Source organism: Clostridium thermopalmarium DSM 5974, from assembly GCF_002995795.1.
Taxonomy (GTDB): domain Bacteria; phylum Bacillota; class Clostridia; order Clostridiales; family Clostridiaceae; genus Clostridium_H; species Clostridium_H thermopalmarium.
Genome location: NZ_PVXN01000065.1, coordinates 59,372 through 73,600, shown reverse-complemented (window position 1 = coordinate 73,600; position 14,229 = coordinate 59,372). Strand labels below are relative to the sequence as shown.

Below are 14,229 nucleotides of genomic sequence, written 5' to 3'. Positions count from 1 at the left end.
TTAATGATATATTTACATTAAAATCTCTCAATTTTGCCTAATATTAATAAAATAAGATAGATTCGAAATATAGTAGTAACCTGAAATTTTAAAACTGCATAATGGATTCATACATATCCTTTTATCTAAAAAAATATATTTTAGATAAGAGGAATTTTTTTTGGAGGGAATATGAAAAATTTTTTAAAGCCATTATTAATAATCGTCATCTTCACTGCATCTATTATATTTTTAAAAAGGTATTGCTTTAAAGATTATAATATAATTTTAAAGGACAATAACCTAAGTGTAGAATTAAAATATAAAGGACTAAAGTGTGCAGTAGATTTTACTATAGATGAAGAAAAAAACTATTACATAGCCTACAAAGACAAAATACAGCTTATAGATAAAAATGGAAGAAGTATGAATATATTTAGCAACAGTAATATGAATATAAATAGTATAGAATATTATAAAAACAAACTTTATTTCTCAAGCAATAGCTCTGTATATACTTACGACTTACATAGTAAAGATGTAGTAGAAATAATAAGAAACTTACCTAACTTTGGAGATTATAAAGATAGCATAGTAAGGATAAATAATGATTATTTATATGTAACCATAGGGGCTGCAACCAATTCAGGAGTAGTAGGAGATGATAATATTTGGCTTAAGACTAATCCTTTTAGCCATGATATATCTCCTTATAGAATTACTTTAAGAGGAATAAATTTTGACAATGGAACTACTGGTGCATTTTTGAGCCGTGGAAGTAAGAGCATAGAAGGTCAGATTATACCAGGTCATTTTCCAGGAAATGCTTCTATAATAATGTATAATTTACAAACTGGAGCTTGTGCCACTTATGCATGGGGTATAAGAAATGTAAAAGGTTTAGATTTTGACAGTCGAGGAAGAATGATAGCATCTGTAGGTGGTATGGAAAATAGAGGTTTAAGACCTATAAAGGGAGATACAGATTATATATATGTAATAAAGTCAAAAACTTGGTATGGATGGCCGGATTATAGTGGAGGAGATCCTGTTAACTCTCCTAGATTTAAAGATGGAAATAATAAAACAGTTCCTTTCATTTTGGATAACCATCCTACTACAAATCCAAGTGCTCCTATTTATGTTCACAATAATTTAGGAACTTTAAACAGTTTAGTTGTAGATAAGAAAGGAGAAATTGGAGAGCCGGATTCTGTTTATTTTTATGAAAGTAAAGAGCAAAAACTATACTGTATAAATCCTGCAGGTTTAGTAAATGAAAAATTGAAATTTAATGACAAGAGTAAAATTTCTAGTATTAAATATATAAAAAATCAAATTCTAATATTAGATTATAATGAAGGTAATATGTATGCTTTAGGTTTAAAAAATATTAATAAAGAATCTATATCGACTAAACCTATATTGTATTTTTTATTCATTGTAAGTATAATGATGATAATAACTATATTGAAAATAACTGTAATCAAATCTGAAAATAAAAAATAGTATATACATTAGCTTAAAAGATTGGAGTAATGAATATGATAACAAAAGCTGAAAAATTGTATGGAAAAACCGTTAGAAGATTTATGAGGATGGTTAATCCTGTGAAAAAGATGATAATAAATACTCACTGCATGACACATAAATATATAAATAATAAAGCTTTAGAACTTTTGAAAAACCAGGGATATGTAAGACAATATAAGTGTTATAGCATTTATATTGATAGTATAAATGATGGAGTAGTTTGGGCAGATCAAGATTTTAAAAGCACAAATCACTTCTATCATCTTACAGAAAAAAGAGGTTTGTATGGATTTTCTAATTTACTTGATGAGTGCAGATACTATCATACTTTATCGTTTAGATATTTAGAGCATGGAGATGTGGCTATGAGTATGTTTTATCTTGGAGCAGCATGTCACTTAATACAGGATGCAACAGTTCCTCATCATGTAAACAATAGACTTCTAAAAAGTCATAGGAAGTTTGAATTATTTATAATAAAGAATATAGCATTAGGGCACTCATTTGAAACAAAACAAAATATAAAAAGATATAATAATTTAGAGGATTATATTGAAAATAATGCTTTGCTGGCAAATTCAGCCTATCTTAAATTTAAAAATATACAAGATAGAGATGAAAGATACATGAAGGTTGCATCTATGATTATACAGGAAGCCCAGATAACTACAGCAGGGTTTATGCTGGACTTCTATGAAAAACTTAGATGTAAAATAGATTGTTAAGAATTGAAGTATATATAAATATAAATCAGTGTAGAAACAATATTTCTTCCATTAATTGGAGGAAATATTTTTTTTATGTAGAAAAATATATAACATAAGGTAATAAACATAAGAGAAGAGAGGAGCAGAAATAATGAAAAATGAGATAGTAATAGACCTGGAGAAACAGTACTTTAGTGGTGAAATTTTAGATATATCTTCGGATAATTATGGTATAGTATATAATATATATAAAAGTAAGAATAAAGAGTTTGATGTAGAGTATATAGATGGTAGGGATAAAGCTAAGAATATAAAGGAGAACTTCTATGACAGTTGTGTAATGTTTTTAGCTTTTAGCAGTATAATATTTAAAATAAGTAGAAAGATTTTAATAGAAAAAATCTACAATTATTTAAAGGAGGATGGGTTCATTTATATATGGGATATAGATAAGGGATATGGAAAGACTTTCTTTGGTAAAATCAATGTAATAATGCCTCAAGGAATCTCTAAAAAAATAGAGATTAAAGATATGAATTTATTAAAAGATACTTCTTCAAAAACAATCCTTAAATTAATAGAAGAGTTTTTTAATATAGTGGAATTTAAGTCTTTAGACAATATTTATTATATAAAGGCACAAAAGAAAAGGAGAGTTAAATATGAATAAACTAAAGGTTTTATTAGTAGGAATTAATTCACAATATATACATTCTAATTTAGCTATTAGGTACTTAAAAGCATATACCAAAGATTTAGATTATAATCCTGTAATAATGGAATTTTCAATAAATGATAGAGCTGAGAGAATATTAGAAGAACTTATAAGAGAAAAACCTGATATTATAGCTTTTTCTTGCTATATATGGAATATAGAAATGGTAAAGACATTATCTAAACTCATAAAATTAGTAGATGATAATATAGAAATAATTTATGGGGGACCAGAGGTAAGCTTTGATGGAAAGGAGTTTTTAGAAAATAATCCGGGAGAATATTTAGTTGAAGGAGAAGGAGAAGGGACCTTTAGAAAGTTAATTGAGTATAAAATATATGAAAAAAATCTACATTATAATAATGTAGGAATTTTATCAAATAAAAAAGAGTTAGTTAATAATCAAACAAATATTATAGATGAAGAAAAAAATCCATTCCTTAAAATAGGGGGCCTTTTTTATAAAGAAGGAAAAAAAGTATTTTATGGAGGAATTAAAAACAACTTAGACATAAATCAAGTGATTTTTCCTTATGATGAGGATGATAATTTGGACAATAGGATAGTATATTATGAAGCTTCTAGAGGGTGTCCTTTTAGATGTAAATATTGTTTATCTTCTGTAGATAGAAATATTAGATTTAGAGATATAGAAAAGATAAAAGAAGAATTAAAATATTTTATAGATAAAAAAGTAAAGCTTGTAAAATTTGTAGATAGAACCTTTAATTGCGATGAGAAATTTGCCACTGATATATGGAATTTTTTAATAAATCAAGATACAGAAACTAAATTTCATTTTGAAATATCTGCTAGTGTTTTAACAAACAATCAGGTTAAAGTTTTATCAAAGGCTCCTAAGGGAAGATTTCAGTTTGAAATAGGAGTCCAGACTACAAATAATAAAATTTTAAAAAATATAAATAGATATATAAGCTTTAAAGATGTGGCAGAAAAAGTAAAAGAAATCAAGAGACTTAACAATATAAGTCAACACTTAGATTTGATAGCTGGCCTTCCAGGAGAAGATTTTGAGTCATTTAAAAATTCATTTAATGAGGTTTACTCCATTGGACCAGACGAAATACAACTAGGATTTTTAAAAATATTAAAAGGTTCTCCAATGATAGAAGAAAAAGATATATGGGGAATGAAATATTCACCTTATCCTCCTTATGAAATATTAAAAACTAAGGATATAAGCTATGAGGAACTACTAGAATTAAAAAAGGTAGAAGCCATGGTTGATAAATATTATAATTCCGGTAAATTCAAAACCATATTAAAGTATTTTGAATTGAAATTTGACAATCCATTTGACTTTTATTACAGCTTGGGAATATTTTTCTATGAAAAAGGATATTTTAGTAGAAATATTTCTAATGCCGAATACTACAAGGTATTTTTAGACTTTAATAGTGAAAAACTAAAGGAGGACAGTAACTATGCATTAAAAGATATAATAAAATACGATTACCTTATGTTTAATAAAAAGAAATGGATACCAGAATTTTTAGAAGATGGAGAAGGAAAAAGATGGACCAAGGAGATAAGAGAAAAAGTTTTAAATTCAAATTTAGGAATTGATAAAAATAAACTTCATGTGGAAAAATTCAATATAGACATATTACATTTTATAAAAACAGGAGAGATTTTAAAAAGAAAAATATATATAGCATATTGTGAGGATATTACGAATAAAACAAAAAGTGTAACGGATGTAACAGAATTAATTTAAAAAAGTAAATAAAATAAATTAATAAAAAATAAATTAATAGCGAATTTTGAAGAAAAACCATGTTAGCATCAAAAAATCTTACTAAATTTTCTGAATATAGTTGATATTGACTTTGAAAATTTTATATGCACCATTTATAATTGTGCTAAGTTGTTATTAATACCACATTAAGCGCTACATGTTATACTTTGCAAAGCTAATTAAATATTAAATAAATCTATTAATAAATTAGAAGGTGGTGATATGTTTGGCGTTAGAAGCTATAAAGAAAATAAGAGATGCAGAAGAAAAAGCTATGGAGGTTATTAAAAAGGCTCAAAGCGATAGCAATCAGATTATAAAAGATTCTGATGTAAAAGCAGCTAGCGAGTATAAAAGAATCTTAAACGAAGCTAAAAATGAAGCTAAGAAGATATTAGATGATGCAATAGCTAGTGCAGAAAAGGATGCTCTTCCCATAATTGAAAATGGGAAAATTGAAGCAGAAAATATAAAAAATATTTCTAAAGAAAAATTAGAAAGGGCAGTCAATTTAGTGGTTGAGAGGATAGTGAATATCAATGGCAATAGTTAAAATGAATAAGTTTACATTGTTTGCCTTTGAAAAAGACAAGGAGGCTTTGCTGAAAAACTTACAAAAGTTCCAAGGCGTACATTTTGTAAATCTTGAATCTAAACTAGAAAATGAAGAAATGAAGTTTTTAGAAAAGACTGCTGCAGATAAGCAGATTCTAGAAATAGAAAATGAATTATCTAAGATTAAATTTGCTTTTGATTTTTTAAGTCCTTATATTGAAAAGAAAGGTGTTTTACAATCACTTAAAGAAGGGAAAAAAACCATAACCTTTGAAGAATTAGATGAATCAGTTAAGAAAATTGACTGGCAAGGTATTTATAGAGAATTAAGGACTATAGAAGAAAAACGAAACTCTCTAATTAACGAAAAAAGCAAATTAGAATTAGAAATAGAGAATCTACTTCCTTGGAAAAACTTTGATGCAAAGTTTGAAGAATTAAAAGAATTAAAGTTTTCTACAAGCTTTTTGGGATCAATTCCTAAAGACTTAAAAGATAAATTTACTGAAGAATTTGAAAGAGAACTTAATTACTCTTATGTTGAAATAATCAATGAAGGTAGAGATGAAACTTACGTATTAGTATTGATGCTAAAAGAGGAAAAGAATAAAACTTTAGATATACTAAAAAAGTATGGGTTTGCTAAGGCTTTAATTAACTATAATGGTAATCCACAAAATATAATACAAGATTATGATAAGAGAATTAAAGAAATAGAACGTGAAATAAAAGAAATAGCATCAAATACAAAAAAACTTAATAAATACATGGATGATATTGAATTATTGTATGAATACTACTCTAATGAATTAAATAGAGCAAAAGCTAGTTTAAATTTTTTAAATTCTCATACCATTGTAGTTATACAAGGTTGGAACACAGTAGATAGTAATAATAAGCTTGAAGAGGTAATAAAAGAAGTGGCAGGAGATTATTACTATTTAGAATTTGAAGATGCAAAAGAAGATGATGAAGTTCCTATATTGTTAAAAAATAATTCTTTCGTGGAACCTTTTGAGAACATAGTAGAAATGTACTCTCTACCAAACTATGGTGAAGTAGATCCAACTCCAATAATGTCAGTTTTTTATGCAGTATTCTTTGGAATGATGTTATCTGATGCAGCCTATGGAGTTCTATTGGTTATAGGTACGGCTATTGCATTAATGTTTTTTAAACTTAACAAAGCCATGCGCAATAACATGAAGCTATTCTTATTCCTAGGAATTTCAACCATATTTTGGGGAGGAATCTATGGAAGCTGGTTTGGAGATGCACCTATAAGCTTATTTGGAGCAAAGAGCATACCAAAATTACTGGATCCTGCAAATAGTATTATAGAAGTTATGGTATTATCTCTAGCTTTAGGAGGAATTCATATTTTTGCTGGATTAGGTATGAAAGCATATCTTTTAATAAGAGATAAAAAATATATTGACGCATTGTTTGATGTTGGATTCTGGTATATAACTCTCATAGGAGGCATACTAATGCTTGTTGGAGTTATGCCATCCATAAGTAAGTGGATGCTCTATGGAGGATTAATTGCTTTGTTCTTAACTCAAGGAAGAGATGCGAAGACCATAGTAGGAAAGCTAGGAGGAGGACTTTATGGAGTTTATGGAATAACCTCATATATAGGTGACTTTGTATCCTATTCAAGGCTTTTAGCTTTAGGTCTTGCTACTGGATTTATTGGAAATGCATTTAATATTATGATCAATTTACTACCAGGAGCAGCAAAGTTTATTGTTGGACCAATAATTTTCATAATAGGTCATTTGTTTAATATGGGCATCAATGCTTTAGGTGCTTATGTACATGCAAATAGGCTTCAATATCTAGAATTCTTTGGAAAGTTCTATGAAGGTGGAGGAAAAACATTTAAACCTCTTAGAGCTCAGTCAAAATACTTTGAAATAGTAAATGAAAAATAATTATTAAAAAATTATATTAAAAAATAAAATATTTATATTAGGAGGAGTAGATTTATGTTTTCACAATGGATAATGGATAATTTAGGTTTAGGCTTAACAGTTTTAGCAGTAGTATTAGCAGCAGTTATGTCAGGTATAGGCTCAGCAAAAGGAGTTGGTCTTGCTGGTGAAGCAGCTACAGGAGTTATAACAGAAGATCCAGATAAGTTTGGTAAAGCTCTTATTTTACAATTATTACCAGGAACACAAGGATTATACGGATTTGTTATAGGACTTTTAATAATGATAAACAGCGGCATTTTAGGTGGAAGTCCAGAAATCACAACTATTCAAGGTTTAGCTTATGTATTAGCTTCATTGCCAATAGCATTTGGTGGATTGAAGTCAGCTGTTTTACAAGGTAGAGTTGCAGCAGCAGGTATGAATATATTAGCAAAAAAACCAGAGCATTCAACAAAGGGTGTTGTTCTTGCAGTTATGGTTGAAACATATGCATTGTTAGCATTCGTTACATCATTATTATTAGTATTCAATATATAAGCAGTTAGGATGTGAGGAAAGCATGTCTAATATAAATAATTTAACTAATAAGATTATAGAGGATGCTGAGGCTACTGCAAAACAAATAGTAGATGAAGCTAGAATTAAAGAAAAAAACACGATAAATAAAAAAGTATCTGAAGCTGAAAAAGAAAAGAAAATAATATTATCAAGAGCAGAAAGTGAAGCTAAAATAAGAGCAGAAAGAATTGTTTCAAATGCTCATCTTCAAGCAAGAAACATGAAGTTATCTGCAAAAGGAGAAACTCTTGATAATGTATTCAAAGCTGCACTTACAAAGCTAAATGCTCTCCCACAGGAAGAATTTTTAAAGTTTATGAAGGATAGTATTTTGTCTCTTGATATAGATGGAGATGAAGAGGTTATAGTAGACGAAAACAATAGTGCAGTGACTCCTAAATTTATAGAAGAAGTAAACAAAGCACTAAAAGCTAAAGGTAAGCTAGGACAATTAAAATTAAGCTTTAAGAAGAATCTAAGTGGAGGATATATTATAGCTAAAAATGGTATAGGAATAAACAATACTTTTGAGTCTTTAATTAAATCTTCTAGAGATGAGCTTGAGGCTGAAGTAGCAAGTGTTTTGTTTAGCTAAAAGGAGGATAGCTCAATGAGTAGCATAGATTATGTTCAGGCTGTACCAAGAATAAGATCTATTGAAAATAGGTTATTAGATAGGGCTAAGATAGAAAGATTAGTTGATAGTGCCTCAGCTCATGAGGCCTTTAAGATATTACAAGAAACAGCATATGGTTCACTTATGGACAATATAAAAAGACCTGAAGAATATGAAATTATATTAAGTGAAGAATTAAAAAGGCTATACTCCTTTATGTATGAAATATCACCAAATAAAAAATTAATAGACATTATGAGTCTTAGATATGATTATCATAATATAAAGGTTATTTTAAAGGGAGAAGCCTTAAATAAAGATTTTAGTGAACTTTTAATACCTGTGGGTACTGTAAAACCGACCAAATTAAAAAGTTATATAATAGATAGGAATTATAGAGAATTAACTTCTATAATGAGAGAGGGAATAGAAAAGGCAAGAGAAAGTTTTGAAGAAGAAAAAGACCCTCAAAAAATAGATATAATCCTTGATAAATTTATGTATAAGGATATGTATTATAGAGCATTAGAGTTAAATGAACCATATCTAATAAAATTTATAGAAATGAACATAGATTTAATCAATATAAGAACTCTTGTTAGGGTAAAAAAGCAAAATAAGGGAAGAAAGTTTTTAGAAGAGGTTTTATTAGAAGATGGAAAGATAAATAAGAATGATTTGATTGAGATGATAAATGGAAGTATTGAAAATATAGCTGTTAAGTTACAAAGCTCTGACTATGTAGATATAGTGAAATCAGGTCTAGAGGAATATACTCAATCAAATAGTTTAAATACATTTGAAAAGTTAAGTGACAATTTTATTATGGATTTTATAAAAGATGCAAAGTATGTTGCTTTTGGAATTGAACCATTACTTGCATATATATTTGCAAAGGAAAATGAAATTAGAATTTTAAGAATAATTATGGTTGGTAAACTTAATAATATTGACGCTGATGTAATAAGAGAAAGGCTGCGTGATATATATGTATAAGATAGGAGTTGTTGGAGATAAAGATTCAGTGCTTGCCTTTAAAGCAATCGGAATAGATGTATATCCTGTTATAGAACCTGATGAGGCAAGAAAAACTATAGATAGAATGGCTATGGAAAAGTATGCAGTCATATTTGTTACAGAGCAGGTAGCTAAAGAAATTGATGAAACCATAGAAAGATATAATAAAGAAACGCTTCCGGCAGTTATATTGATTCCAAGCAATCAAGGATCTTTAAACATCGGTATGCAAAGAATCAAAGACAATGTAGAAAAAGCGGTAGGAGTTAATATTTTATAAGGAAGGTAGGGAAAGAACTTGAAGACTGGAAGAGTTATAAAAGTTTCAGGACCCTTGGTTATTGCTGAGGGTATGGAAGAAGCTAGCATATACGACGTTGTAAAAGTTGGTGAAAAACGTCTTATTGGTGAAATAATAGAAATGAGAGGGGATAAAGCTTCCATTCAGGTTTATGAAGAGACCACAGGTCTTGGACCAGGAGCTCCTGTTGAAACTACAGGAGAACCATTAAGTGTAGAACTTGGACCAGGACTTATAGAATCTATGTTTGATGGAATTCAAAGACCTCTTGAAGGCATTGCCGCAATAGCTGGAAGCTATTTAACAAAGGGAGTTGAAGTTCCAGCACTGCCTAGAGATAAAAAGTGGCATTTTGTGCCTACTGCAAAAGTAGGAGATGAAGTTAAATCTGGATATATAATCGGAAGTGTACAAGAAACTTCTGTTGTAAATCATAAAATAATGGTTCCTTATGGAATAGAAGGTAAGATAGTGTCTATTTCAGAAGGAGACTACACAGTAGAAGAAACCGTAGCAGAAGTTGAAACTTTAAATGGAATAAAAAAAATTACAATGATGCAAAAGTGGCCTGTAAGAAAGGGAAGACCATATGCTGAAAAACTAAACCCAGTAGAGCCTCTTGTTACAGGGCAAAGAGTTATAGATACCTTTTTCCCAGTGGTAAAAGGTGGAGCTGCATGTGTACCAGGACCCTTCGGAAGTGGTAAAACAGTAGTACAACATCAGCTTGCTAAATGGGGAGATGCTGAAATAGTTGTGTATATAGGATGTGGAGAACGTGGAAATGAAATGACAGACGTTCTTAATGAATTTCCAGAACTTAAAGACCCTAGAACTGGAGAATCTTTGATGAAAAGAACAGTTCTTATAGCTAATACATCTAATATGCCAGTTGCAGCCCGTGAAGCATCAATATATACTGGAATAACCATAGGAGAATATTTTAGAGACATGGGATATTCTGTAGCTCTTATGGCTGACTCAACATCACGTTGGGCAGAAGCTCTAAGAGAGATGTCAGGAAGACTTGAAGAAATGCCTGGTGATGAAGGTTACCCTGCTTACTTAGGATCAAGACTTGCAGACTTTTATGAAAGAGCAGGTAAAGTAATAGCTCTTGGAAATGATGGAAGACAAGGAGCACTTACAGCTATAGGTGCTGTATCACCTCCAGGAGGAGACCTTTCAGAGCCAGTAACACAATCAACACTTAGAATAGTTAAAGTTTTCTGGGGACTAGATTCCCAGCTTGCTTATAAAAGGCATTTTCCGGCTATAAACTGGCTAAATTCATATTCTCTATACTTGGAAAGCATAGGGGAATGGATGAATCAAAATGTATCTGAAGAATGGGTGGAGCTAAGAACAAGAGCTATGGCACTTCTTCAAGAAGAAGCAAATCTTGAAGAAATAGTTAGATTGGTTGGTATAGATGCATTATCTGAAGGTGACAGATTAAAACTTGAAGTTGCAAAATCTATAAGAGAAGATTATTTAATGCAAAATGCTTTCCACGATGTTGATACTTACTCGTCTTTAGATAAACAGTACAGAATGTTAAAGCTTGTTCTTTCATTCCAAGATGAAGCAGAACGCGCATTAAAATCAGGGGTTTATCTAAATAAGATAATAAGTATGGGAGAAATAAGAGATAAAATAGCAAGAGCTAAATATATCCCTGAAACAGATTTAGATAAGATTGATGCTATAGGAGAGGAATTAAGGAAGGCTATAGATAAGTTAATAGCGGAAGAAGGTGTTATTATAAATGCTTAAGGAATATAAAACAGTAAGAGAAGTTGTTGGGCCTTTAATGTTAGTGGATGGGGTTGAAAAAGCAACTTATGATGAACTTGTTGAAATAGAACTTCAAACTGGTGAAATAAGGCAGGGGAGAGTACTTGAAATAAATCAAGATAAAGCTTTAATACAGTTGTTCGAAGGTTCTACTGGAATAAATCTTAAAGAAACAAAAATTAGATTTCTTGGAAGACCTCTCGAAGTTGGACTCTCAGAGGATATGCTTGGAAGAGTCTTTGATGGACTTGGAAGACCAAAAGATGGAGGACCAAAGATAATTCCAGATGAAAAAAGAGATATTAATGGAGAACCATTGAATCCTTTTTCAAGAGACTATCCTTCAGAATTTATTCAAACAGGAATATCCGCTATTGATGGGCTTAATACTTTAGTTAGAGGACAAAAGCTGCCTGTATTCTCAGGATCTGGTCTTCCTCATGCTGAACTTGCGGCTCAAATAGCAAGACAGGCAAGAGTTTTAAAGTCTGATGCTAAATTTGCTGTTGTATTTGCAGCTATGGGTATAACCTTTGAAGAAGCACAATTCTTTATACAGGACTTTACAAAAACTGGAGCTATAGATAGAGCAGTATTATTCATGAACCTTGCTAATGATCCAGCGGTAGAAAGAATAGCAACTCCAAGAATAGCTCTAACAACTGCAGAATATTTAGCTTATGAAAAGGGAATGCATGTACTTGTAATAATGACAGATATGACAAATTACTGTGAAGCTTTGCGTGAAGTTTCAGCAGCTAGAAAAGAAGTTCCAGGTAGACGTGGATATCCAGGATATCTTTATACTGACCTTTCAACATTATATGAAAGAGCAGGAAGAGTAAAAGGAAAACCTGGTTCAATAACACAAATACCAATACTTACAATGCCTGAAGATGATAAAACTCACCCAATTCCTGACCTTACAGGATATATAACAGAGGGACAGATAATTTTATCAAGAGAATTATACAAAAAAGGCGTAATGCCTCCAATAGATGTATTACCATCACTATCAAGACTTAAAGATAAGGGTATAGGTAAAGGTAAGACAAGAGAAGATCATGCTGATACTATGAACCAGCTATTTGCAGCCTATGCACAAGGTAAACAGGCAAAAGAACTTGCTGTTATACTTGGAGAATCAGCATTATCTGATACAGATAAAGCTTATGCAAAGTTTGCTGATGCCTTTGAAAAAGAATACGTATCACAAGGATTTACAACTAATAGAAGTATAGAAGAGACCTTAGATTTAGGATGGAAACTTCTTAAGATTCTTCCAAGAACAGAACTTAAGAGAATAAGAGACGAATACTTGGAGAAATATTTAGATGCAAAAGAAGGTGAATAACCATGCCTAGATTAAATGTAAATCCAACTAGAATGGAACTTACAAGACTTAAAAAAAGGCTTACTACTGCTACAAGAGGTCATAAACTTTTGAAGGATAAGCAAGACGAGCTTATGAGGAGGTTTATAGATCTTGTTAAATATAATAATAAACTTAGAAAAAGCGTAGAAGAGCAGCTAAGTGGCTCCTTTAAAGATTTTGTTATGGCAAGAGCTCTAATGTCCTCTGAGCTGCTAGAAGAGGCCATAGCTTTTCCAAAAGAGCACATAACTGTAGATGTTAAGACTAAAAATATAATGAGCGTCAATGTTCCAGAAATGGAGTTTAAAAGGCAGCTAGATGATGATGAAGGAAGTATATATCCTTATGGATATGCTAGTACTTCTTCAGAATTGGATGGAGCTATAGAAAAACTTTATGGCATTCTTCCAAAATTATTAGAGCTTGCAGAAGTTGAAAAGTCTTGTCAGCTAATGGCTGATGAAATTGAAAAAACGAGAAGAAGAGTTAATGCTCTTGAATACATGACAATTCCTCAACTTGAAGAAACTATAAGATATATTCAAATGAAGCTAGAGGAAAATGAAAGAGGAGCTCTAACAAGACTTATGAAGGTTAAGAGTATGCTTGAGAAAGAAAATGATTCTAACTCAGTAGCAGCAGGATCAGTATAATAAAAACGCAAAGCATTTTTATTAACTAATAGATAGTTACTAACAATTAGTGCGAAATAAAGACAAAGTCTAGGAATAAGCAAAAGCTATTTTTAGACTTTGTCTTTTTTTATAAATCTTCCTTGCTCATGGATTGCTAATTTAATGCTGGAAAACATTCTTATTACCATATATAATAGTATTAAATGCACAATTAAAAGAAGGGAGGAGTTATAGTGGCCGTTAGAGAAATAATTAAGGCAGATAACCAGCTTTTAAGAAGAAAGAGCAGAAGAATTTTAAATATAGATGATGAGGTTTTAGAATTAATTCAGGATTTAAAGGATACTTTATACAATGCAGATGGGATTGGACTTGCTGCTCCTCAAATAGGTGTTTTAAAAAGAGCTTTTATAATAGATTTAAGAAATGGAGAAGAACCTATTATTTTGCTAAATCCTAAGATAGTCAAGAAAATAGGACAATATGAAGATTCAGAAGGATGTTTAAGCTACCCAGGTTATGAGGGTATAGTAGTGCGCCCAAGAAGAGTTATAGTAACAGGAATGAATGAAAAAGGAAAAATTGTTCAATATGATGCTTCAGGTCTTATGGCTAGAGCTATATGTCATGAAACAGATCACTTAGATGGAGTTCTTTATATGGATATTGCAAAGAAGATGTATAAATTGGAACAAGAATGAGAATAAAATCATTGTGCTTATAGATTGTTCACTATGAAGGA

14 protein-coding genes are annotated in these 14,229 nt (G+C 30.4%); all 14 read left to right on the top strand.

Annotated features, from left to right (window positions below):
• The first annotated feature begins 171 nt into the window (after positions 1-171).
• The 14 genes from CPAL_RS12565 to def all read left to right on the top strand — a co-directional run bounded on the left by CPAL_RS12565 (position 172) and on the right by def (position 14,188).
• A complete protein-coding gene (locus tag CPAL_RS12565; protein WP_061857195.1) occupies positions 172-1,488 on the top strand; it encodes a PQQ-dependent sugar dehydrogenase family protein in 1,317 nt (438 codons plus the stop codon).
• Between the two features lie 35 nt (positions 1,489-1,523).
• The gene (locus CPAL_RS12560) at positions 1,524-2,237 is read left to right on the top strand and encodes a zinc dependent phospholipase C family protein (RefSeq protein WP_061857194.1); all 714 of its coding nucleotides are present in this window, start codon (positions 1,524-1,526) and stop codon (positions 2,235-2,237) included.
• 133 nt (positions 2,238-2,370) lie between these two features.
• The gene (locus CPAL_RS12555) at positions 2,371-2,889 is read left to right on the top strand and encodes a hypothetical protein (protein ID WP_061857193.1); all 519 of its coding nucleotides are present in this window, start codon (positions 2,371-2,373) and stop codon (positions 2,887-2,889) included.
• On the top strand, positions 2,882-4,672 hold the full coding sequence (locus CPAL_RS12550; protein ID WP_106024756.1) for a B12-binding domain-containing radical SAM protein: 1,791 nt from the start codon (positions 2,882-2,884) through the stop codon (positions 4,670-4,672). The genes CPAL_RS12555 and CPAL_RS12550 overlap by 8 nt, the downstream gene beginning before the upstream one ends.
• Before the next feature lie 238 nt (positions 4,673-4,910).
• Positions 4,911-5,246 carry an ATPase gene (locus CPAL_RS12545; protein ID WP_242862593.1) on the top strand — a complete coding sequence of 112 codons (336 nt, stop codon included), beginning with the start codon at positions 4,911-4,913 and terminating at the stop codon, positions 5,244-5,246.
• On the top strand, positions 5,233-7,185 hold the full coding sequence (locus CPAL_RS12540; RefSeq protein ID WP_061857190.1) for a V-type ATP synthase subunit I: 1,953 nt from the start codon (positions 5,233-5,235) through the stop codon (positions 7,183-7,185). Before CPAL_RS12545 ends, CPAL_RS12540 begins: the two co-directional genes overlap by 14 nt.
• A 54-nt stretch (positions 7,186-7,239) precedes the next feature.
• Positions 7,240-7,725, top strand: coding sequence for a V-type ATP synthase subunit K (locus CPAL_RS12535; protein ID WP_061857189.1), 486 nt, complete (start codon positions 7,240-7,242; stop codon positions 7,723-7,725).
• A 22-nt stretch (positions 7,726-7,747) separates the two neighbouring features.
• Positions 7,748-8,341, top strand: coding sequence for a V-type ATP synthase subunit E (locus tag CPAL_RS12530; RefSeq protein ID WP_061857188.1), 594 nt, complete (start codon positions 7,748-7,750; stop codon positions 8,339-8,341).
• A gap of 15 nt (positions 8,342-8,356) precedes the next feature.
• Positions 8,357-9,358, top strand: a complete 1,002-nt coding sequence (locus tag CPAL_RS12525) for a V-type ATP synthase subunit C (protein WP_061857187.1) — start codon at positions 8,357-8,359, stop codon at positions 9,356-9,358.
• Entirely contained in the window at positions 9,351-9,659 is a 309-nt protein-coding gene (locus tag CPAL_RS12520; protein WP_061857302.1) for a V-type ATP synthase subunit F, read from the top strand. The genes CPAL_RS12525 and CPAL_RS12520 overlap by 8 nt, the downstream gene beginning before the upstream one ends.
• Before the next feature lie 18 nt (positions 9,660-9,677).
• Entirely contained in the window at positions 9,678-11,456 is a 1,779-nt protein-coding gene (locus CPAL_RS12515; protein WP_061857186.1) for a V-type ATP synthase subunit A, read from the top strand.
• Positions 11,449-12,831, top strand: a complete 1,383-nt coding sequence (locus tag CPAL_RS12510) for a V-type ATP synthase subunit B (protein WP_061857185.1) — start codon at positions 11,449-11,451, stop codon at positions 12,829-12,831. The genes CPAL_RS12515 and CPAL_RS12510 overlap by 8 nt, the downstream gene beginning before the upstream one ends.
• A gap of 2 nt (positions 12,832-12,833) precedes the next feature.
• Positions 12,834-13,505 carry a V-type ATP synthase subunit D gene (locus CPAL_RS12505; protein WP_061857184.1) on the top strand — a complete coding sequence of 224 codons (672 nt, stop codon included), beginning with the start codon at positions 12,834-12,836 and terminating at the stop codon, positions 13,503-13,505.
• Positions 13,506-13,720: 215 nt separating this feature from the next.
• A complete protein-coding gene (def, locus tag CPAL_RS12500; protein ID WP_061857183.1) occupies positions 13,721-14,188 on the top strand; it encodes a peptide deformylase in 468 nt (155 codons plus the stop codon).
• Positions 14,189-14,229: the final 41 nt, after the last annotated feature.